This window comes from Paenibacillus cellulosilyticus, from assembly GCF_003182255.1.
GTDB lineage: Bacteria > Bacillota > Bacilli > Paenibacillales > Paenibacillaceae > Paenibacillus_T > Paenibacillus_T cellulosilyticus.
The window spans coordinates 76,748-99,432 of the sequence record NZ_QGTQ01000016.1 but is presented as its reverse complement, the minus strand read 5'-3'; the positions used below and the strand labels follow the sequence as shown (position 1 = coordinate 99,432).

Below are 22,685 nucleotides of genomic sequence, written 5' to 3'. Positions count from 1 at the left end.
CGGAGAAGGTTATGGAGGAGTAGAGGGATGGCATTGACGAACGTATCTAGAAAAATGGCAGCGGTTACATTGGTGGTTAGCCTTCTTGTCAGTCTCTGTGCGTTATCGATACCCTCAAGAGTGGAAGCAGCTCAGAATGATCCAGCATCCCGCACTAAAATGCAGCAGTACGTCGCCTCGATGCAGCCTGGCTGGAACTTGGCGAATACGTTCGATGCGCCCGGTTCGGAGACGGCCTGGGGCAATCCCGTCGTTACGAAGGAGCTTATAGAAGCGATCGCTGCGCAGGGCTACCACAGCATTCGTATTCCGATTACATGGGAAGGGCGAATCGGCAGTGAGCCGGACTACAAGCTGGACGAGACGTTCATGAAGCGTATCCAAGAGGTTATCGACTGGTCGCTTGATGCGGGTCTGTATGTCATGATCAACCTCCATCACGACTCCAACTGGGTATTCAACATGACAACCGATCATGATGGGGTACTCAATCGATTCAATGCGGTTTGGAAGCAGATCTCGGCTTATTTCCGGGATTACCCGGACAAGTTGATGTTCGAAAGCATCAATGAGCCGAGGTTCTCGGATGATTGGAATAAAGATACACCGGAATACTTCACGATGCTGGACGAACTCAACCAATCGTTCTTCAACATCGTGCGTCATGCTGGCGGGAAGAACAAGCTTCGCCCGCTAGTGATCCCGTCGATTACGGCCAACCATTCGCAAGCGAGACTAGATGAGTTGTACAAGACGATGACCAAGATGAACGATCCGAATCTTATCGCGACGATCCATTATTACGGCTATTATCCGTTTAGCGTGAATATGGGCGGTTCCACAACCTTCGATGAGACGGCACGCGCCGATGTGGAGCACTCGTTCGACAGGGCTTATCATACGTTCGTTGAGAAGGGCATTCCGGTCGTCGTTGGCGAATTCGGCTTGCTTGGCTTCGATACGTCGGTCGATACGATCGAACATGGCGAGATTCTGAAATACTTTGAATACTTAACGTATTACGCGAAGCAGCGGCAGCTGACGCTTATGCTGTGGGATAACGGCCAGCATTTTGATCGCAGCAGCTTTACTTGGAAGAACCCCGATTTTTATGAAGTGATGCATGCAGGGCTTCAGAGCCGTTCGTCCAACGCGCTCTCGGACTCGATCTACTTGAAGCAGCACGATCCGGTGAAGGATGTCTCCATGCCAATGAACATGAACGGCAATACGCTTACCGAGATTCGAGTTGGTGATCGTGTGCTGACAGCAGGCACCGACTATAAGCTCGATGGCGACCAACTGACGCTGACTGCAGGGCTGCTGCAATCGCTGCTGACGGACAAGCTGGGCGACAATGCGGTGTTGACGTGCACGTTCTCAGCAGGGGCGCAATGGAGCTTCCATGTCATCCAGTACAACACGCCGCAAGTGCGAAGCGTAGAGGCGACGAGAGCGATGTTCATCATTCCGACGACCTTTAATGGAGACAACTTGGCAACGATGGAGGCGGTTTATGCAGCAGGTGGAAATGCAGGACCAGACGATTGGACGCCGTACAAGCAATTCGGCAAGTCATTCGAGCCTGATCCAGCCCACAATTATATTACGCTGAACAAGGAATTTTTCGATCAAGTGAAAGACGGCGAGGTGCTGCTGAAGCTGCATTTCTGGAGCGGGACGGTCGTCGATTATAAGCTAGTTGTTGACGGCAATAAGGTGTCGGGCATCGGAGGCGATGATTCGGAGGCCGTGGTGAGTGAGACAACGTCTGAGGCGAAACCGGCAGCTGTGGAGAAGACCGAAGAAACTACGTTATCATCACCACCGATTGCACAGATGGAAGACACGGACGATCAAGAAACATCAGAAGGCGAGGCCGAAGCGCTGTGGTTCAGCGCTGGCGGCATTGTTCTCGTCGTTGCTGCTCTAGGTGTCGCGCTTGTGCTGCACCGGAGAGGAATGTTCCGTTAGACGGTACACGGATGCATAGCTGCACGTTAACTCAAGTCTGAATAGAAGCTGTTACCCGAGCCGATTAGGTGTTTGGGTGACAGCTTCCTTTTTATACTTCGGGGTATAATTTTTTACACAAAGCTAATCAATTCTCAGCAGGAAATAGCGTAGGGTTGTCGAAAAGACTTGAAATATAGTAAATTCTGTCGATTGACTTCAAGCGAGACTAACTGTCAAAAGGAGCGCATCCCCATGTTTTTGTTTCGAAGCCGCTTGGTAATGAAGCTTTCTGTTACGATTGTAGCAATACTGATCGTCTTGTCTTCCTTCTTTATCTACATTGAGGTTCAAAGCACGAGGTATGCGAGCGAGGAAGCGATCGGCAGCTTCAGCATCCATACGGCAGAGGCGTATGCGGGACAGTTCGACGTGAAGTCGTACGATGCATTTCTGAAGGATCAGCAGGAAAGCGAACTGTACTGGACGATTCGGGAACAAATGAACGAGTATCGCGAACGGATCGGCGCCATGTATGTGTACACGGTACAGATTGATGACAAGAAGCAGCCGATCTTATTGATCGACGGTCAGCCCAAGGACTCAGACTCCGCTTCGCCGATCGGTGAAGTAACGGATATGCCGACTGATGCGATTGAAGCTGTACTGCAGGGGCAGACAGCGAAGTCGGGTATTATCAAAAATCCAGAATACGGAGATTACATATCGTCTTATGCACCACTTCATGATGCGGATGGCACAGTGATCGGGGTGCTCGGTATCGATACGGACATATCGGTATCGTCGACGATTTATCATAAGGTAGTGAAAGACAGCATGCCGCAGCTCATTCTGGTCGGCGTACTCACTTTGCTTGCAGCAGTTGTCATTGCAGTGCTAATGGCGCGTGCGCTTCGTCCGCTAGCTGTCGTGGTGAATAGTGCAGAGGCATTGGCACGCGGTGATCTTGCAGAAGCGAAGGCGCAGCTGGAGTCGAAGCAGGTTCGATCGAAGGATGAGATCGGCAATGCGTATGCAGCGATGAATCAAATGGTTGAACGACTTGGCGTTACGCTTGGCGATGTCGTTCGCGATGTGAAAGTAACGACGCAGCAGCTTGTGACGTCGACTACAGATTTCCGCTCAGAAGCGGATCAGATGGTTGCCTTGAACGAGGAGCTGGAACAGTCCATGGTTCAGCTTGCAGATGGCGCGCGGCACCAGCGCGTAGGCGCAGAGGATAGCGCGAAGGCAATGGAGGAAATTACACTCGCAATCGGCCGTGTATCTGAAGCTTCGACGAGTGTCTCCGTGGCATCAGGCGAGGCGATTGAGACGGCAGAACAGGGTCGGCAGTCGATTCAGTGGCTGCGAGAGCAGGTTGCCACGATTGCAGATGTAGCGCAGCAGACAACGAAGTCGGTAGAGCTGCTGAATACGCATATGGAGGAAATCGCCCCGGTGCTCCAATCGATTTCGAGCATTGCCGACCAGACGAAGCTGCTCGCGCTTAATGCATCGATTGAGGCTGCGAGAGCAGGGGAGCATGGTGCAGGCTTTGCCATTGTAGCGGGTGAGGTTCGGAAGCTTGCCGAAGCGTCGACGGTATCGGCGATGCATATTACTTCGCTGCTTCAGCAGATTGGACAAGAATCGGCGAACATCGGAGCTCGAATGCTGGCAAGCGGCGAAGAGATGACCAGAGGAACGACGCTGTCGGGCGAGGTTGAGCTGCTGTTCAACCAGACGGTGGAGCGGTTCATCCATGTGAACGGCCAAATCCAAGAAATATCGGCATCGGCGGAGGAAGTGCTGGCTGGCTCTGAAGAGGTTGCGGCATCGGTTGAGCAGATTGCGCAAATCTCGAACACGGCAGCTGATAATACAGCTGCAATTCAGCGCATGTCGGCTCGCCAGCTGGCGGCGGCGAAACGAATCGCAGACACGACGGAGCAGCTTCAGCAGAACAGTGACGGGCTGGAGGCGGCGGTTGAGAAGTTTAGATTGTAGTTAGGAGGAGTCGGCAGCCGTTTGTAAGACGGCTGCTGGCTCTTTTTTTATGCCGAAGACGGGCTGCTGCTATCCTATTACCGCTGGAATCTCTTTCATTGTTCATATAAACGCCCTTCCTGAAATATATTGACAGTAACAAGGCGAAGGGGGTGGTGCGAATGGAGACCGCAATCGTCGTGCTGCTGCTGTGCGCGTGCGCCGCAGGCTTTGTTCTGTTCCGCCGCAATACGGTGCCCGTCAGTCGGCTGGGGCCGGTGATTTCAGGGAAGCTGTCGATTATTATTCCTTCGAGGAATGAGGAGCGTAACCTGCCTCACTTGCTGCACGCATTGGAGCTTCAAACCTACGAATTCATTGAGGTTATTGTTGTAGACGACTGCTCTGAGGATCACACGCGTGAGATTGCAGAGCGCTTTGGCGTGCGCGTCATTACGAATACGGAGCCGCCAGAAGGGTGGACAGGCAAGAACTGGGCAGTGTGGAACGGCTATTTGCACGCTACAGGCGATCTGATTGCCTTTCTCGATGCGGATGTAAGGCTCTCTCCTCATGCGTTGAAATCGCTGCTGGCAGCCAGAGAGCAGTCGGGCGGTGTGATCTCAGTCGTTCCTTATCATGAGGCGGTCCGGTTCTATGAGCGGCTGGCGCTCATTCCGAATTTGCTCGGCTTGTATGCTTTCACCTCGCCGTTTGAACGGTCGAGTCCGAATAAGGGCTTGTACGGTTCTTGTATAGTGACGTCTAGAGCAGATTATGAACAGGCGCGTGGTCATGAGGGAATCAAAGGCGAGCTGCTGGATGATCTGAATTTAGGGGCGCAATTCGTACGTGCTGGCATTCCGGTGACCAATTACATCGGCTATGGCATGGTATCGTTCCGCATGTATCCAGGAGGCATCAGAAGCGAGATCGAAGGGTTTAGCAAAGGGGCTGTTCTCAGCACGAGCAAGCTAAGCGGTTGGACGACGCTGCTTGTTGCTGTGTGGCTGGTTGGGTTGATTGCTGCGGAAACGGCGCCATTCCTGCTCGGAACCTCGTGGTGGCAGCCGCTCGCGGTTGGGTACTTGGTATATGTCGTGCAATTGTATGGCTTCATTCACTATACGGGGAGATTCGGCATCTGGCTGCCTGCCGTACCTATCATTAGCACAGTCTTCTTCTTATTTATCATGCTGTACTCCGTGTATCAGGTTGTATTTCACGGGCGGGTCGCTTGGAAAGGCAGGCAGGTCAAGGTCGGAGGGAGGAGCAAGCCATGATGCTGCTCCTGTGGACGCTGCTGTCGTTTCTATCCGGTTCGCTCATGTTCTCTTATTGGCTCGGGCGGCTGGCTCGATACGATTTACAACAGCAGGGAGACGGAAACCCTGGAGCGATGAATTTGTGGAGGACGGCAGGTCGCTGGTACGGGATATCGGGAATCGTGCTCGATTGGGCAAAAGGGTATGTGCCGATCCTGCTGCTTTTGCACACTGGCGCCATCGCCACAGATAGCAGCAGCTTGCTGCTTCCATCCGCTGCCGCGCTCCTCGGCCATATGTTCTCGCCCTTCCTGAGGTGGAAGGGTGGGAAGGCAATTGCGGTCACCTTCGGTGTCTGGAGTGCGCTGACCGCGTTCGCTGCATCGCTCGCCTATGCGATCATTCTAGCGCTGTTGCTCGTGATCGTCCGTTTGATCAGCCGCAGCTGGCCGGGGTTCCATTCGTCCGAGACGGATGGCGTGCAAGTGGTGCTGGGGATGGTGCTTCTCGGCGTTTACTTGATTGCAGCCAATTATTCGAATGCGATCCGATGGTTCTGGCTCATTAGCGTGCTGCTGCTGGGCTATAAGCATCGTCACGAGTGGCGTCGCTTCTATGCGCGTTACGTTCAGCACCGAACGCCGCCGCTATGAGTAGAGAGCTGCATCCGCGTGTGCTTCGGCGCATGGCGGATGCTGTTTGGTTTGTGGGGGGAGAGCGCTGCAGAGTGGCGTGCTTGGGACGGGTCGCATAGTTATTATTCGAAACATGACTCAAATGCGCCCTAAGGATTCGTGTAAGTAAATACGTTGCTCAACTGCTCTAAGGAACTCAGGAAGCGCTATATGGCTGGGAAGCGCCCGAATGTTAGTCTAATGGACTCCACCGTCACTATTCGTTCAGAAATCTCGCTAATTGCGCGGAAACCAACTATATAAGTGCATCTGAGTTCCTTACACGTAAGAGTGGCGGAGCGAGGTACGAATAAGGTCTGCTCAGTTCCTTAGAAGGTAGTGAGTGACTGAGGGAATGCGGGAGTGGCGTTTGGTCGGGTTGGCATTGGGCTTATAGCACGATTCGTTACGGGCGGGGTGCGAATAGCGTGTCCTCCGTTCATTAGATAAGTTGGATGACCACTTGCGTGCACATCGTGACCACTTGAGTGAATATGCAAAGGCCGGCGGAGTAGGACGGAGATACGAATGATGGCAGACCAGATTTGAGGTGAATCGACCATTCCAACCTTTTTTCATTTTCTGTGCAAACAACCGCTTGACATGTATCTTAAATTGTATTATCTTTAAATCAAGATAAATGAACGACACGCAAACACGACAGCAACGAGGTCGTCGAGATCAAGTGTCGAGCATGATCGAAGCAAGAATAGCGAACAGCGATCGAGCTTGGAATTAAGCAAGCTGGTCACAACACTCATACACAATCGCATCTAGCGAACAAGAGCACCAGCATACATCAGCTTTTGAACAAACTTGCATCAAGTCATGCATAGTTATGACGCGCACGAACAACGCTAACAGCAGAGGGTGATCATCATGCCAGATCGTACAATGAGCGAGAAGGAAGACGCATTGAACCTGTACATCGCACTATCGAGAGCTAGCCAATGGGTCAACGCACATGCAGACCGCGACATTCGTCGGCATGGATTGAACCGAACCGAATTCGGCGTTCTCGAGCTGCTGTACCACAAGGGCCCGCAGCCGATTCAACAGATTGGCAGCAAGGTGCTCATGAGCAGCGGCAACATCACATACGTCGTCGATAAGCTCGAGAAGAAGCAATTCGTATCGCGAAGAACTTCGACGGAAGATCGCCGCCTGATTTACGCCGAGATTACGGAAGAGGGCAGGCAATTCATCGAGCGAGTGTTCCCGCAGCATGCCGAAGTAATCGACCATGCATTGGCCGGACTGACGGCAGAGGAACGTACAGCAGCGAGCGGGCTGCTGAAGAAGTTAGGCAAGCACGCGCAGCAAGGCTACTAGCAATAGCGAGGAGATCGACGGGCACTGCCTGATGGCCTCAATGCCAGCAAAGCAGCCGATTGCTGCAAACTTATACCTTATATCTTAAATTAAAGATTCTCAATTTACAGGAACTTAAAGAATGGCTTACCAAAAGGAGATGGATCTATATGACAACTTATCAAACGGCAGGTATTCACCACATTACGGCATTCGTTCGCAACGCACAGGAAAACGTCGATTTCTACGCAGGGGTTCTTGGCCTCCGCCTCGTAAAGAAAACAATCAACTTCGACGCACCGGAAGTGTACCACCTGTACTTCGGTGACCAACAAGGCAGCCCAGGTACGATCATTACGTTCTTCCCATGGGCGAACTCACGCAAAGGCCGTGTCGGCGGCGGTCAAGTTGGCGTTACGACTTATGTTGTACCAACGGGCAGCTTTTCTTTCTGGAAAGAGCGCCTGACGAAATTTAACGTTTCGTTCGAGCAAACGGTGCGCTTCGGCGAAACGTTCCTGCAATTCGAAGACCGTGACGGCCTGAAACTGGAGATCGTCGAACGCGCAGCTGGTAAACTGAGCGAGTGGGCATTCGGCGGCGTGCCAGTCGACAAAGCGATCAAAGGCTTCGGCGGCGCGATCCTGTACAGCACAGCGCCAGATCAAACGCAGCATCTGCTTGAGCACGTCATGGGCTTGCACAAAGTCGGTCAAGAGGGTCTATATGCACGCTATGCATCTACTGCGGATATTGGTAACATCATTGATGTCCCCGTTCAAGCAATGGAGCATGGTGTAGGCGGAGCGGGTACGGTTCACCACATCGCATGGCGCGCCGTTGACGATGCGGAGCATGCACGCTGGAGAACACATGTTGAAGCGAACGGCTACCACCCAACGCCAATCGTTGACCGCCAATACTTCAATGCGTTGTACTTCCGTGAGGCAGGCGGCATACTGTTCGAAATCGCAACGGATCCTCCAGGATTCGCACGTGACGAAGAGCCAGACGCACTTGGTGAAGAGCTGAAATTGCCAGAATGGTATGAGCCAAAACGTACCGTAATCGAATCACTCTTGCCGCCGATTGAAGTGCGGGTATTGGAAGGTGACAAATAATGAAGCATATTTTCAAGCAAGGTTCGGATTCTAAAGCGCCCGTACTCGTGATGTTTCACGGTACGGGTGGTACCGAGCAGGATTTGCTCGGACTCGCGGAGCTGATCTCGCCGACATCATCGATATTAAGCGTAAGAGGCAATGTGCTTGAAAATGGGATGCCGCGATTTTTCCGCCGCATCGCGGAAGGCGTCTTTGACGAGGAGGATCTCGTATTCCGCACGACGGAGCTCTACGATTTCCTCGATCAAGCGGCAGCTGATTATGGGCTTGATCGCAGCAACTTTGTTGCCGTCGGTTACTCGAACGGCGCCAACATTGCAGGCAGCCTGTTGTTCCACTACGCAAGATCGCTGAGAGGCGCGATTCTGCACCATCCGATGGTGCCGCGCCGCGGCGTGAAGCTGCCGGATCTGGCCGGCGTGCCGATCTTCATCGGCGCAGGGGAGAACGATCCGATCTGCTCGCCGGTAGAGACGGAGGAGCTGGAGGAGCTGTTCGACAAAGCAGGCGCCTTGGTGGATGTTCACTGGGAACGTGCGGGCCATCGTCTTACACAGACGGAAGCGGAAGCGGCAGCGCAATGGTTTAAGCTCAATTTCGTGAAATAGGAAGAGGAGGAAGTCCGATGATAGCGATTGATCCGACTGCGATAACCGAACGGGACAACTACAAGCTGCTGATTGGCAGCATCATCCCGAGGCCGATTGCCTTTGTCAGTACGCTGTCCGAGGACGGCGTACTGAACGCCGCGCCATTCAGCTACTTCACGATCGTAACGGCGAACCCTCCGATGATTGCAGTTTCTGTTCAGCGCAAGGCAGGAGAGCGCAAGGACACTTCCCGCAATGCGATCGCGCGTGGCGAGATGGTCGTCCACATTACCGACAGCTCCTACTTGGAGCAGGTCAATCGGACAGCAGCGAGCCTGCCGCCGGACGAAAGTGAAGTAACGCTGACGGGACTGACGCCGGTCGCGAGCGATCGAATCGCTGTGCCGGGCATTGAAGAGGCGCATATCCGCATGGAATGCGTGCTCGAGCAGGCTATTCCGGTTGGCGGCTTAGAAGGCGCGCCAGCAGCCGATCTGCTCATTGGCCGAATCGTCCAGTACCACGTCTCGGAGTCCGTCTACGACGGCAAAGGCCATATCGATCCAGTCGCATTGCAGCCGATCAGCCGCTTAGCGGGCGACTTCTACGCAAAGCTCGGCGACGTATTCGTCATCGAGCGTCCGAGTTAAGATTGAAGCGGAAGGACCCCAGACGATTCTACCGCGTGGACACCTAGAATGCCCGGGCTTTCATGGAATGTTGAGACGAGCGGAAGCTCGTCTTTTTTACGTGCGAAGAGAAAGAACGGTGTCTTTCATACGGTCAAAGGGTATGGATATACTGGCTGTAAGTGTCGTTGTCATCCTGAGACGAAGGAACTGTACGGTAATGGTCTTATGTAGACAACCTTGGAGTCGACCGTTATACTGATGAAACATTTTAACTGTCCTTGCGGGGATACGCGCGAAAGGAACGATCATCATGACAATTCGAGTTGGCATCGTAGGCTTCGGCCTGTCAGGGTCAGTGTTTCACGCCCCTATAATCGAGAGAGTGGAAGGGTTGGAACTTGCGGCTGCCGTTTCTTCGAATGCGGCTAAGGTACATCAGACTTACCCTCATATAAAGGTTTATGCAGACATCGATACGATGCTGGCGGAGGATAACGTCGATCTCGTTGTCATCTGCACGCCGAATACGACGCACGTGGACTATGCGAAGAAAGCGATTGAGACTGGCAAGCATGTCGTCGTCGAGAAGCCTTTCACGGTAACGGCGGACGAGGCGGAACAATTGATCGCGCTGGCGAGGGAGCGTGGCGTCCGATTGGCGGTCTATCACAATCGCCGCTGGGATAACGATTTTCGCACCATGAAGGCACTCCTTGAGACGGAGATGCTCGGACGGCTGTCGACGTACGAAGCGCATTTCGATCGGTTCCGGCCGCAGGTGGCGGACCGTTGGCGCGAGAAGGACATGCCGGGCTCCGGCATTTTGTACGATCTCGGCTCGCATCTGATCGATCAGGCGCTGGATCTGTTCGGGATGCCGCAGACGGTATACGCCGATTTGAGAGTTGAGCGCGACGGGGCGCAGACGGTCGATTATTTCCATCTCATCCTCGGCTATCCGAACATGAGGGCTATTCTCCATTCGGGCTCGCTTGTCAAAATGGCCGGTCCGCGCTTCACGCTGCACGGCGATCGGGGCAGCTTCGTGAAGTACGGAATCGACCCGCAGGAAAGTCAGCTCCGTGAAGGAAAGCATCCCGGCGACGAAGGCTGGGGCGAGGACAACCGCGAAACCTACGGCAAGCTGAGCCGTATGGACGGCGAGCAGTCCATTGAAGAGGCGATTCCGACGCTGCCAGGCTGCTATGAGTTGTTCTATGAAGGCGTCTATGAGGCAATCCAGCATGGCAGCCCTGTGCCGGTATCGGCGGAGGATGCACTCAATACAATCCGTATTATCCAATACGCTATACAAAGCCACGAAAGCCAGCGAACAATCCGCATCCCGGAATAGGAATGGGCCGGCATCGGCGACCGACATATGCAGCACAACAAAGCCAGTACCGCGCCGGTGCTGGCTTTGTTGTACGTTAGAACAATACTGACAAAATAACCTAAAGATAATCTAAACTTAATTAAAACACAGCTTGTTCGACGTACATTTACAATTCATTCGTATATAATAGGGGGCGAAATCTACTATTTTTTGAAGGAGAGTGTCTATTCGTGTTTAGCAAGGTATTATCGATCATGATGGTTTCGATTCTGGCGATGTCCATTTTCGCTGCAAGTGCATTCGCGAAAAGTGACAATGCGAGAAAAAGTTTAGCAGCACTGGGGGATTCGATTACATACGGCTACAACCTGGGCAGTGACAATTCTGCACCTTCCCAGTACGCTTTTCCTTATCTAATGGCGCAAGTGGCGAAGCTGAAGGTGACGAACTTGGCTGTTCCTAAGCTGACCTCGTCTCAGCTGCTGGAGCTGGTGAAGAACGATAAGAGCTACCGTCAAGAGTTGAAGCATGCGGACTATGTCACACTGAGCATCGGCAACAATGACCTGCTGGCGGCGGTGTCCAGCGCCTCAACGAGCGGCACTTTGGACGTCGCACAGCTGCAAGCGAGCCTTGTGTCGTCGGTATTGCCAGGCATACTCGGCAATGTAAAAAGCACGATTGAGGAGATTCGCTCGCTAACGGATGCGCCGATTGTGGTGTACAACATTTATAACCCATACCAAGTGAACAATCAGCCGATGCACACGCTCACGAACCAACTGCTGACGCAGCTCGTGAACAATAATCTTGCAGCACTCGTTCAATCGCTTGCGACAGCCGATACGTGCAATACATTGGTGCTCGCTGACGCTTACACCGCTTTCGGAGAGAATCAGCTGCTCTATGTGCGCCAGAACGATATCCACCCAACAATCGAAGGCCAGCAGCTGCTCGCGGAGATTGGCGAAGCGGCACTTGGGCTGAAGAAGTAGTGTTAACCTATTAACGGGGCAAAATAAAAAGCCGAGGCCCATAGAGGGTCTCGGCTTTCTTCATGCACTCGGTTATTTACGCTTGATCGGGATATAAATATCCATCTGAATTTCCGGCCGAGCAGGGTTGCTGCGTTCATCGTACAATTCGAACTCCGGCTTGCCGGCATGCTCATAACCGGATTGCGGGAACCACTCGGTGTAGATCCTCTGCCATGTGCTTTGGATGGAATGTGTGAACAGAGCGGGCTCCACGAGCGGCGTCGTGAATACAGCATAGTCAGCTTCGCCGAACTCACGTGCGACTTGACCTTCCAGCATGCCGTCGAACGTGCCGACTTCCATGCCGATCAAGTAATTGAATTGACTCGTCTCCATATTGAAGTTGTAGCAGATGCCGAGCTCCGCCATCTCAGTCGAGATGCGATTCGGGATTTGCTGCGACAAGCCCCGCTTAATATAGTCCTGCCAGAAGGCTGGAATCTCCCGCATATTGTCGCCATTGCAAGACGTCGTCGTTGTTTCATATCCAATAACCTTGAACGCTGGTTTCGTAATGATCCGATATTCCAATTGAATTCCTCCTACAAAAGGATTGTTGTGCTGCTGCAGGACGTTCAGCTTGGCATAGGGTGGAGGCTTGATGCCCAGCTTGCGATACTCGCCGGGTGTTCGGCCAAACATTCGCTTGAATGCACGCGTGAACGTCTCATGGTTCTGGAAGCCGCAATGGAGCGCGATGTCGAGCAGCCGCTCATCCGAGTAGGCGACCCGATAAGCCGATACGGCTAGGCGCCGCCTGCGCACATAATCCATCACCGTTTCTCCCGCCATGGTCTGGAAGACGCGATGGAAGTGGAAGTCGGAGAACCCTGCGACCTGCGCAAGCCGCGATAGGGACAGCTCCTCATCCAAGTGCTCCTCCGCATAATCAATTGTGGTCTGAACCATTCTGGGGTAATCCTCTCTGACGCGATTCATGCGAATAACCTAACCTCCTGACTGCCGTGCTCCTGCTGCTGAAACCTATTGTACACGGATCATATGTTCGTTTCTTGACGATAATTGCTTTTTCTAGCTTTGCACCTGAATCTTATAATCTTTCTTCAAATATTGATGGATCCGCTTGAAGTCATCAGCATTCAGGCTGCGCAGCGGCTTCTTCTCCCGGCCGATCATAATGCCGATCACCTGAGCGGCGAGGCCAGTATTCGGTTGGATGCGCACGCTGCCGTAAGCGGCTGCTTCGGCACCGGCATTTTTGCCGGCGGTCAGCAGGTTGTCGACGCCCTTAATCTCGAACGAGCGCAGCGGCAGGCCGTAGCGGTCCGTATTGCCAAGACCTTGTCCGCTCGGAAAACGCCGCGTACCTTGCACATCGATCGGGTAACCGCCAATGCTGACATTATCCCAGAACATGCGCTTGCTCAGCAGATCGTCGCGCTTCAGCACGTATTCCGATTCGTACCGATCATACTCGCGAATATACAAGTAGTCGGGCAGCGTGTCGAGCTGCGCCTTGCTGTAGCCCGGGATGTTCTTCTGCAGAAATTGCAGAATATAAGGTGCTTCATTCTTGGCTTTGTTCACGGCGCTGCTCACTGACTTGGCGTCTGAAGGGTTCACGTCATAGATAAGAAGCGCATTAATAATGACTTTTCCATTGCGTTGATACGTAGTATTAAGTCCGCGCAGCTTGAGCTGCGAATCCTTCGGTTTATAGTTCGCCGTCAGGTTGCTGAAGCCTGTGCCGAAGTTCCAGTCGACGTATGTGCCGGGTCCGTATTTCTTTGCTAGATTGGTCAGTGGATAATCACGCAGTGTTGCCGCATGCAGCTCGTTCCAATCCACGTTCTTGACCTTCAGCATGTAGGTGGCTGCCATATATTCCGGTTCAGGACCGCCGCCCTTGAACAACGACTCCGTTCCAGGGATTCGCTTCAAATCAAGCTTGCTCGTTAAGGCTGCGAAGTCTGTATTCTCGACCCAATAGGTGGCTGATACGGTGTAGGGCTTGCCGTCACTCGCCTTGTATGTAATGGACTGAATGGTGCGTGAGTTCGTTCCTGAAGCGGTCGTCTGAACCGACTGGATCGTAATGCTGCTCCGCAGCGGGATGGATTGGATAAGTCCGTTGTAGTACTTCGTGAATTCCTCCACGGTACGAATCGATTTGTTATTGTAGCCGTCAAAAAGCCGCTTCATTTCGCCTTGTACAAGGCTTTTTTTGCTAGCATCATGAGGTTCGTCGAGCACCAGCATTTGCCCTTGGATGAGCTGGCCGCCGGGCTTGGCACGCGGATCAAGGATAAGCACGCTTTTCCCGAGCTTGTGCGCGGCTTGCGCCAGCAGAACACCCTCTATCTCGCTGCCGATAACGACAACATCGTAGTGTTGGCAGGGGCTTGTGCATGAAGTTGAAGTGGCAGCTGCCGCCTCTGACTCCGGTGCATTCGTGACGCTGCTGCTGCTCAGCAGCAGCGCGAAGGCCAGCAGAAAGCAAACGAGCGGACGTAGTTGGTGTGCTGATTTGGATTTTTTCATTAGTCCCTCCAGTTGGAATAGATAGGTTGTTTATGGGAAATTCGACCTTAAACCAGAAAATCCTACAGCAATCTGCATTTTTCTCGGAGTGAGGCGGTTGTTGAGACTGTTCGATATGATAGAAAACTTTCATTTTTGAAGAAGTGATAGTTTTTTACTAAATCTCCAAATAACCATGACATTCGTTTTACAAATCGTCTCTATAGTCATAGGCAAGCGGTACAAAAACTTAAGAGACGATCCGACAAACGGTCCGTCGCTAGGAGGAACAGTTTCATGTATCACAAGAAGAAGTCACTGCTTGCGATGATCATGCTGATCTGCGCGATTACGCTCATGACAGCGTGCGGTACAACGAGTAAGGACGAGCCTGCTTCGAAGGAGACGAACGCATCCGCTGATACGGCTGCGCCAGCCGCAGACAACGCTGGCAATGGCAGCGATGCAAGCGCAGCAGCTTCAACCGAGACGGTAGAGGAGCTGTACGCACAAGCGAAGGAAGGCGGCAAGCTGATCGTCTACTCGACATCGGGACGCGCGAATGATGCAGCAGAGACATTCATGAAGCAGTATCCGGGCATCGAGGTTGAAGTCAGCAAAGTCAAATCCGACGAGATGATGGATAAAGTGACGAAGGAACAGGACGCAGGCCAGTTCAACCCAGACGTGATCTTAACGAAAGAAGTTAGCGGTGCGGTCTATGAAGAGATGGTCAAACAAGGCCGCTATATCAAATATTTGCCGGAAGAGTTCGCGCCAATGGTAGACGAGCCTTACCGCACGCAAGCTGAAGCATACGCGAACTACGTGGAGTTCCGTACGATTTTCTATAACGCATCGACTTATTCGCAAGCGCCAGTGACGAACTGGTGGGACCTGACGACGCCTGAGTTCAAAGGCAAGGTGTACACGGCTGATCCGCTCAGCTCGCCAGCGTTCATGGACCTATTCACGACGATGGTCATTAACAGCGACGACATGGCGGCAGCTTACAAAGCGAAATTCGGCAAAGACATCGAGCTGAACGGCACGGAAAACGCAGGTTATGCGTTCATCAAGCAGCTGTTCGATAACGGCCTGATCGTGCTCAAAGGAAGCGACGACGTTCTTGATGCCATCGGCAAGGCAAAAAGTGATGCAGTTGGTCTCGCGGTATCGGGCGACGTATCGAAGAACGAAGAGAACGGCTGGACGATCGCGCCGATTCTCGACATTCAGCCGAAAACGTCCGTACCGGACTCGGGCTACCTGTTCATCGCGAACAAAGCGCCGCATGAAGCAGCAGCGAAGCTGTTCATCCGCTGGATGATGGGCGAAAAGGATGGTACGGGTGCAGGCATGGAACCATTCAACAAGCTCGGTTCATGGGTACCGCGCTCTGACGTGAAGACACAAAATGATGTTGCGTTCGAAGAGCTGAACCTGTGGCTGTTCGACGGCGAGAAGCTGTACAACACAGCACCGCAAGTGCGCGACTTCTGGATTAAGCACAATTCATGACGAACCGTATGTTCAATTGGTTGCGCAATCCCGTTCATTTGATCGGGATTGCTGCACTTTTCTTGCTGTCCTATACGATCATCTGGCCCGTGATGCGAATCGTATCGACGACCTTCTTCTGGCGGCAGCAGGATACAAGATTAACGGGGGAAGCGAACCCGGGGCATTTCACGCTGTACCACTGGGAGCGGGTACTGGCGAGCGACATGAGCTACTCGCTATTTTACAAACCGATTATGCACTCGCTCAGTGTTGGATTCGCGGTATCGGCATTGTCGATGGTAATGGGCTGCGGGCTTGCATGGCTCGTTGTGCGGACGAATATGCCGCTGAAGAAGACGATTACGTTTCTAGCTGTCATCCCGTACTTATTGCCGTCGTGGATTTTGTCTCAGGCATGGCTTACTTTCTTCAAAAATGGCAAAATCGGCGGAACGCCCGGCATTCTGCAATCGCTGCTGCATGTGTCGCTGCCGGACTACGTGTCGTACGGCTTCGTTCCGATCGTCATTACGATGTCGATTCACGACAGCGTCTTTTTCTTCCTGCTCGTCGGCGCTGCGCTCAGCTCGATGAACAGTCAGCTTGAAGAGGCGGCAAGCGTGACGGGAGCGCGGCGATTGACGATTTTACGCCGGATCGTGTTCCCGCTCGTCATGCCGTCGATTTTGTCGGGATTTATTTTGATATTCACCAAAGCGATCAGCTCCTACGGTGTACCCGCATTGCTCGGGGCGCCTGTTAACTTCCATATGATTTCGACGATGCTTTATTCGAGCATGCGGTCGCGTCTGACGACGGAGGCGAACGTGCTCAGCCTGACGCTGATGCTCATCTCCATGTTGACGATCTATATGAATCAACGCGTCATTGGCCGTCGGCGCAGCTTCGTTACCGTAACCGGTAAGGATAGCGCAAAGACGCTGACGCCGCTAGGGAAATGGAAGCATCCGGTGGCAGTCGTCACCGTTGTCGTTATGATACTGACAGCTCTCGTGCCGCTTCTGATCCTGCTGCTGCAATCGTTCATGCTCAAGGAAGGCGACTACAGCCTGAGCAATCTGACGATGCACTATTGGTCGGGCGGTTCCGATCCTAATATTAATACCGGCGAGAAAGGGGTGCTTCGCAACCCGATCTTCAAGCTGGCGCTGCGCAACTCGCTCTACATCGCGGGAGTCGCAGCCGTACTGGCTGCCGTTATTGGTCTGATACTCGGTTATGTGGTGACGCGAAGCAAGCAGTCATGGCTCGGACGGGCGGTTGACCAAGTGTCGTTCCTGCCGTATCTGATGCCGGGCATCTCACTCGCTGCGATCTACATTTCGATGTTTGCGAAGCCGACGCTGTTCATCCCGGCGCTGTACGGTACGATAACGCTGCTCATCGTCATTACAGTCGTGAAGGAGCTGCCGTTCACCGTGAAGGCGGGCAGCGCCTCGATGATGCAGATCGGTCGAGAGCTGGAGGAGGCGGCGCAGATCGGCGGGGCCAGCTGGTTCACGAGGTTTCGGCGCATCTTGCTGCCACTTAATCGCAAAAGTCTTGTATCCGCCTTCCTGCTCGTCTTCATCAGTGCGATGAAGGAGATGGAGCTAATCATTCTGCTCGTCACGCCGCGGACGGAGACGCTGACGACACTTACGTTCTACTATGCGGAGAAGGGCTACGAGCAGTTGACGAACGTCATCCTCATGATGATTATCGCGATTGTCATTGTTGTATATATCGTTGCCGTCCGCTTCGGCAAGGCGGATCTGACACAAGGAATTGGAGGGCAATAGAATGGGAGCGACCGCAATCGAGCTGCGCGACATTCAAGTCTCGTTGGATCGGAAGCCGATTCTGCAAGACATCAATTTAACGATCGAGCGTGGCGACTTCATGACGTTCCTCGGTCCATCCGGCTGTGGCAAAACCACGCTGCTCCGCACGATCGCCGGCCTGCAGAAGGTGGAGGAGGGGACGATTGCGATCAGCGGCAAGGAAGTGGCCAATGGTGCAACCGACTTCCATTTGGAGCCGTCGAAGCGACGCTTAAGTCTTGTCTTCCAGAGCTATGCGCTCTGGCCGCACATGACCGTCTATGACAATGTGGCGTTCGGCTTGCAGGTGCGCAAGATGCCGAAGCCGGACATTCGGAAGAGCGTTTATGCCGCCTTGGACAAAATGCGAATTCCTGAGCTCGCCGACCGCTATCCGAGCGAGCTGTCCGGCGGGCAGCAGCAGCGCGTAGCGATTGCTCGCGCGATCGTGACCGAGCCGGACATCCTGCTGCTCGATGAGCCGCTGTCCAATCTGGATGCGAAGCTGCGCGTTGAGATGCGCGCCGAGCTGAAGCGAATTCACCAGGAGCTGAACACGACGATCATCTACGTTACGCATGATCAGCATGAAGCGATGACGCTGTCGACGAAGGTCGCCGTCTTCTTCGGCGGACGCATCGTCCAGCTGGATCGGCCGCGCGAGCTGTATAAGCATCCGCGTACGCTTCAGGTCGCACAGTTCATCGGCAATACCGGCCTTCATATGAATGCGGTGGACGGCAGAATGATTGGAGACAGCAGTAGCGGTTACCGCCTGCAGACACCGCTTGCTGTCGTGCCATTGGAGCATGCATCATCTGTGCACGTCGGGCGAGAAGTGGTCATGACCGTAAGACCAGAGGATATCAAGCTGCTCGTCAATCGGATACCGGGCAGTACGGCCGCGACGGTGGAGGCGATTTTCCCATCGGGTGCGGATACACATATACAATTGCAAGCCGGCGGCGCTTCGATGATGGCCCGCGTTATGGGGGAGCCGGATTGCGAGCCTGGCAACCTGCTATTCATGCACGTAGATACGGAACAAATCAACCTATACGACAAACAGACGGGCGTGCGGATCGAGCATCGGCACACTCGCCAACAAGACGAACGAGCGAAGGAGAACGACCACAATGAAAATCGACTTTCATATTCACGTTAAACTTTCGAAAAAAACGAATTTCGATATCGACCACTTCAACAGCATCCTAGATGAGGCTGTGGCCAATGGTCTTGATGCGATAACGCTGACCGAGCATTTCAACACGCACCGTTTCGAAGATGTGTACGGCACGCTGGATCGCATGTTCCCGTGCAACAACCATTACTACGATCGCGACGGGTTCAAGATTTTCACCGGCATGGAGGTGGATGTGGCCGAAGGCGGTCACATTCTCGTCAGCGGTCCGAAGGATAAGCTGCTGGAAATCCGTGCGATTCTTGAGGATCACACGTCGCCGGATCGTTTCATCGGCTTGGAGCGTCTATTCGAGCTGTGCGAACCGCGGGGCATGATGGTCATCGGCGGACATCCGTTCCGCGAGTCGAACCATCTCTACCATGTCGATCGCGAGCTGCTGAAGCGGTTTGATGCGTTCGACCTGAACGGCAAAGATCTGCATGAGATCGGCATTCAGGAAAATATCGCGAAGGTGCTGACGCTTGGCGAAGAGCTTGGCGTGCCAGTTGTCGCGGGCAGTGACGCGCACCAGATGTTCCAAGTCGGCTGCGTGCACAATACGTTTGTGGGTAACTTCGAGACGATTGCCGACTTAAAGGCGGCGATTCGTGCAGGTGCTTATAAGAGGGTGCTGTCGCCGTCGCTCCATCTGCAAGTGCGGGCCGCGAATTTGGTGAAGAAGCTGCTGAAGAAGAAAACGGAAGTTGTCTAGCTCGCAGACGGGAGGAGTCCGTGTGTTGTTCGGGGGCTACAAGCTGACGCGAGGCCATCGGCTCATCGCAGATTATATAAGCAAAAATCTCGATGACATCCCGTTCATGGTTGAAGAGGATCTGGCTGCCGCTTGCCAAGTTAGCGTATCGACCGTATCGCGCTTCTGGATTGAAGTTGGCTCGAAGAACATGAAGGAGTTCAAGCAGAAGCTGAAGGACGAGGTCATCATGTCCCCGTCTCGTAAGCTGCAGTCCGCTTTCAGCAAAATGGAAGAGCAGAAGGGTGCGGCAGCGGCGAGCGTCATGGCGCCAACCGAGTACCTGCGTCAGTCGGCCGATCGGCTGGAGCAGGCATCGTTTCAAGCGGCGGCCGATCTGCTCGCCGTGGCGGGGACCGTTCATATTTACGGTCCCGGCTCAGCGGAATGCTTGACCGCGCTGCTCGACTTCCGCCTCACGCGGTTCGGCGTTTCCGTGAAGCGGATCGCGCGCGGCGGCCATGAGCTGTTCGAGGATATCGTGCATATGCACGCACGCGATGTCATCGTGCTGTTCGGCTTCGTGGCGGAGTCGCCGGAGATGGCCGTGCTGCTTGATGTTGCACGGCAGCGCGGCTGCAAAACGCTGCTTGTGACGGATCTCGCCGTCAGCCCGATGCTGGAGAAGGCGGACATCGTGCTTTATACGGCACGCGGACAGCAGTGGGAGTTCCACTCGATGGTGGCGCCGATCGCCGTCATCGAGGCGCTCATCGTCGCGGTCGGCAAGCAGCGCGAGCAGCAAGCCCTCGCCAACAGCGAGGAGCTCCACCAGCTTCGGCGCCAGTACCAGAAGTGGCTGCCGAAGAAGGTATAGCTGGGATAGAACGGTTGAGCAGATAGGGCGGCTCAACCGTTTTTGTGTAGGAGTGAATTATCGCCCCTAACGGGCTGGCTGATGTTGGTCGTTCGAAGTAGGGGCGAAAAACCGCCCCTAACGGGTAGGCGGATGCGGGAAGTGTGAGTTAGGTGCGAAAAATCGCCTCTAGTGGGCTGGCGGACATGGGTGGTATGAGTTAGGGGCGAAAAATCGCCTCTATCGGGCTGGTGGATGCGGGAGGAGCGAGTTAGAGGCGAAAAATCGCCTCTAACAGGCTGGTGGAAATGGGTGGTGTGAGTTAGGGGCGAAAAACCGCCTCTAACAGGCTGACTGATGCGGAAGAGGGAAATAGGGGCGAAATCGCCCCTAACAGGCTGACGGATAGGAAGAGGGAAGTAAAGGCTAAAAATCGCCTTTAACTAGCTGAAGGATGGTAAAAGAGGGAAGCAGGGGCGAGAAACTGCCTCTAACGGACTGGCGGATGTGGGAAGTGTGAAGTAGGAGCGAAAAACTGCCTCTAACGGGCTGACGGATGTTGGAAGTGTGAAGTAGGGGCGAATAAACGCCTCTAACACCAGCGTGTGCACCAAGTGCCCGATAGAGTAGATTTAAGTATCCAAAACAGCCGACGTGCGTACGTTGGCCGGATAGAGCACATTAATGTATCCTAAACAGCCAACGTACGCAACGAGCACCAGATAGAGTAGATCTAAGTATCCTAAACAGCCAGCGTGCGCACCAAGCGCCAGATAGAGTACATTTATGTATCTTAAAGCCAGCCGCAACTAGCACCATCAGCCACACAAAAAAACGGTTGATACAGATGTCATTCATCTGCATCAACCGTTTATTTTTAAGGCAGCTTATTACCAGCAGCGCGGTAGATGGCGTACCATTCTTCGCGCGTCAGGTAGATCTCGCTCGCTTTGCAGCAGTCTTTCAAGCGGTCGATGTTCATCGAGCCGATGACTGGCTGCATTTTCGCTGGGTGGCGGAGCAGCCACGCGATGGCGATCGTCGTGTTGGACACGCCGTATTTGGTTGCAACCGTATCGATCGCTTGATTCAGCTCAGGGAACTTGTCGCTGCCAAGGAATACGCCTTCGAAGAAGCCGTATTGGAACGGGGACCAAGGTTGAATCGTCATGTCGTGCAGGCGGCTGTAGTCGAGAATGCTGCCGTCACGGCCGATTGCCGCATTGTTCTCCATGTTTACGTTAATGCCATTGGAGATCATATTCGCGTTCGTGATGCTCAGCTGCAGCTGATTAGCTATGAGCGGCTGCTTCACATAACGCTTCAACAGCTCGATCTGCATGGGGTTCTGGTTGGATACGCCGAAATGGCGAACCTTGCCCGCGCGCTCTAGTTGATCGAACGCTTCTGCTACTTCCTCTGGTTCAACGAGCGCATCCGGACGGTGCAGCAGCAGGACGTCCAGGTACTCCGTGTTCAGTCGCTTCAGAATCCCATCAACAGACGCCAGAATATGCTCCTTGGAGAAATCGAACATGCCGCTCCGAATGCCGCATTTGGATTGAAGAATGATTTGTTCCCGAACTGCCGGGGTCATATGTATAGCTTCTGCGAAAATTTCCTCACATGTGCCGCCGCCATAAATATCTGCGTGGTCAAAGAAGTTAGCGCCTTCTTCTAAGGCTGCTTGAACAAAACGCTCCGCTTCTGGCTTGCTGAGCGAATTGATCCGCATGCAACCGACGGCAACGACAGGTACTTCTAGCTGACTGCTTCCAAGCTGTATCGTTCTCATGATAAATAGCCTCCTGCTCGTGGTTTAGTCCACAGATGATTGTGACATATAGGGGGCCTAATAACAAGCTGACAAATCAACGAAAGAAGCATGTCTGTAAGCGCTAAGCTGCTGCATAAAATAAGCAAGGAATGAAAATAGTATAAGAGTCCAGCCAGCAAATGCTGCTACGCAGATGGATGCAGGCTGAATTCGAAAACGAAAAGAGGTCTCTCGCATGTACTATTCTCGGAAGAAGCCGATTGAAGAAGCACCCGACGAATTAACCGCGATTTGGTCCTGCTCAGCAGAGGATTGCAAAGGGTGGATGCGAGACAACTTCACGTTTCAGGCGGCTCCCGTATGCGTGCTGTGCCAATCTCCTATGGTGAAGGGCGAGCGGATGCTTGCTGCTGTTGTGAACACAAGCCCAATTGCGATGAAAACCTAATAAACAGCGCTC

The 22,685-nt window shown here is 53.4% G+C and carries 19 protein-coding genes; 16 read left to right on the top strand and 3 right to left on the bottom strand.

The window, feature by feature from the left end:
- Positions 1-27: 27 nt before the first annotated feature.
- The 10 genes from DFQ01_RS18900 to DFQ01_RS18855 all read left to right on the top strand — a co-directional run bounded on the left by DFQ01_RS18900 (position 28) and on the right by DFQ01_RS18855 (position 11,869).
- On the top strand, positions 28-1,974 hold the full coding sequence (locus DFQ01_RS18900; RefSeq protein WP_174812500.1) for a cellulase family glycosylhydrolase: 1,947 nt from the start codon (positions 28-30) through the stop codon (positions 1,972-1,974).
- Between the two features lie 234 nt (positions 1,975-2,208).
- Positions 2,209-3,963, top strand: coding sequence for a methyl-accepting chemotaxis protein (locus DFQ01_RS18895; RefSeq protein WP_110045460.1), 1,755 nt, complete (start codon positions 2,209-2,211; stop codon positions 3,961-3,963).
- Between the two features lie 161 nt (positions 3,964-4,124).
- Positions 4,125-5,225 (top strand): glycosyltransferase family 2 protein, encoded by a 1,101-nt coding sequence (locus DFQ01_RS18890; RefSeq protein WP_110045459.1) that lies wholly within the window; start codon positions 4,125-4,127, stop codon positions 5,223-5,225.
- On the top strand, positions 5,222-5,860 hold the full coding sequence (locus DFQ01_RS18885) for a glycerol-3-phosphate acyltransferase (protein ID WP_245946790.1): 639 nt from the start codon (positions 5,222-5,224) through the stop codon (positions 5,858-5,860). The genes DFQ01_RS18890 and DFQ01_RS18885 overlap by 4 nt, the downstream gene beginning before the upstream one ends.
- A 900-nt stretch (positions 5,861-6,760) precedes the next feature.
- On the top strand, positions 6,761-7,213 hold the full coding sequence (locus DFQ01_RS18880) for a MarR family winged helix-turn-helix transcriptional regulator (protein ID WP_281272026.1): 453 nt from the start codon (positions 6,761-6,763) through the stop codon (positions 7,211-7,213).
- A gap of 149 nt (positions 7,214-7,362) precedes the next feature.
- Positions 7,363-8,313, top strand: coding sequence for a ring-cleaving dioxygenase (locus tag DFQ01_RS18875; RefSeq protein ID WP_110045458.1), 951 nt, complete (start codon positions 7,363-7,365; stop codon positions 8,311-8,313).
- Positions 8,313-8,924 (top strand): alpha/beta hydrolase, encoded by a 612-nt coding sequence (locus DFQ01_RS18870; protein ID WP_110045457.1) that lies wholly within the window; start codon positions 8,313-8,315, stop codon positions 8,922-8,924. Before DFQ01_RS18875 ends, DFQ01_RS18870 begins: the two co-directional genes overlap by 1 nt.
- 17 nt (positions 8,925-8,941) lie before the next feature.
- Positions 8,942-9,556 (top strand): flavin reductase family protein, encoded by a 615-nt coding sequence (locus DFQ01_RS18865; protein ID WP_110045456.1) that lies wholly within the window; start codon positions 8,942-8,944, stop codon positions 9,554-9,556.
- A gap of 289 nt (positions 9,557-9,845) precedes the next feature.
- Positions 9,846-10,892 (top strand): oxidoreductase, encoded by a 1,047-nt coding sequence (locus DFQ01_RS18860; RefSeq protein ID WP_174812726.1) that lies wholly within the window; start codon positions 9,846-9,848, stop codon positions 10,890-10,892.
- A 212-nt stretch (positions 10,893-11,104) separates the two neighbouring features.
- Positions 11,105-11,869, top strand: a complete 765-nt coding sequence (locus tag DFQ01_RS18855) for a GDSL-type esterase/lipase family protein (protein WP_110045454.1) — start codon at positions 11,105-11,107, stop codon at positions 11,867-11,869.
- 72 nt (positions 11,870-11,941) lie between these two features.
- Here DFQ01_RS18855 and DFQ01_RS18850 read toward each other — a convergent pair whose 3' ends face one another.
- Positions 11,942-12,850, bottom strand: a complete 909-nt coding sequence (locus DFQ01_RS18850; RefSeq protein ID WP_110045453.1) for an AraC family transcriptional regulator — start codon at positions 12,848-12,850, stop codon at positions 11,942-11,944.
- A gap of 93 nt (positions 12,851-12,943) precedes the next feature.
- The gene (locus DFQ01_RS18845) at positions 12,944-14,413 is read right to left on the bottom strand and encodes an FAD-dependent oxidoreductase (protein WP_110045452.1); all 1,470 of its coding nucleotides are present in this window, start codon (positions 14,411-14,413) and stop codon (positions 12,944-12,946) included.
- Positions 14,414-14,689: 276 nt separating this feature from the next.
- Here DFQ01_RS18845 and DFQ01_RS18840 point away from each other — a divergent pair, with 276 nt between their 5' ends.
- Genes DFQ01_RS18840 through DFQ01_RS18820 form a run of 5 tightly spaced genes read left to right on the top strand, consistent with a single transcriptional unit; the run spans position 14,690 to position 20,469 of the window.
- Positions 14,690-15,913: an ABC transporter substrate-binding protein gene (locus DFQ01_RS18840; RefSeq protein WP_245946789.1), complete on the top strand. Its 1,224-nt coding sequence runs from the start codon at positions 14,690-14,692 to the stop codon at positions 15,911-15,913.
- Positions 15,910-17,697: an ABC transporter permease gene (locus DFQ01_RS18835; protein ID WP_110045451.1), complete on the top strand. Its 1,788-nt coding sequence runs from the start codon at positions 15,910-15,912 to the stop codon at positions 17,695-17,697. The genes DFQ01_RS18840 and DFQ01_RS18835 overlap by 4 nt, the downstream gene beginning before the upstream one ends.
- A 1-nt stretch (position 17,698) precedes the next feature.
- A complete protein-coding gene (locus tag DFQ01_RS18830) occupies positions 17,699-18,883 on the top strand; it encodes an ABC transporter ATP-binding protein (protein ID WP_110045450.1) in 1,185 nt (394 codons plus the stop codon).
- Positions 18,855-19,613 carry a PHP-associated domain-containing protein gene (locus DFQ01_RS18825; protein ID WP_110045449.1) on the top strand — a complete coding sequence of 253 codons (759 nt, stop codon included), beginning with the start codon at positions 18,855-18,857 and terminating at the stop codon, positions 19,611-19,613. The genes DFQ01_RS18830 and DFQ01_RS18825 overlap by 29 nt, the downstream gene beginning before the upstream one ends.
- Positions 19,614-19,635: 22 nt before the next feature.
- Positions 19,636-20,469: a MurR/RpiR family transcriptional regulator gene (locus DFQ01_RS18820; RefSeq protein ID WP_245946788.1), complete on the top strand. Its 834-nt coding sequence runs from the start codon at positions 19,636-19,638 to the stop codon at positions 20,467-20,469.
- Between the two features lie 856 nt (positions 20,470-21,325).
- On the opposite strand, the gene DFQ01_RS18815 is transcribed toward DFQ01_RS18820, so the two are convergent.
- A complete protein-coding gene (locus DFQ01_RS18815) occupies positions 21,326-22,243 on the bottom strand; it encodes an aldo/keto reductase (protein ID WP_110045448.1) in 918 nt (305 codons plus the stop codon).
- Positions 22,244-22,460: 217 nt separating this feature from the next.
- Here DFQ01_RS18815 and DFQ01_RS18810 point away from each other — a divergent pair, with 217 nt between their 5' ends.
- Entirely contained in the window at positions 22,461-22,673 is a 213-nt protein-coding gene (locus DFQ01_RS18810) for a cold-shock protein (protein ID WP_110045447.1), read from the top strand.
- Positions 22,674-22,685: the final 12 nt, after the last annotated feature.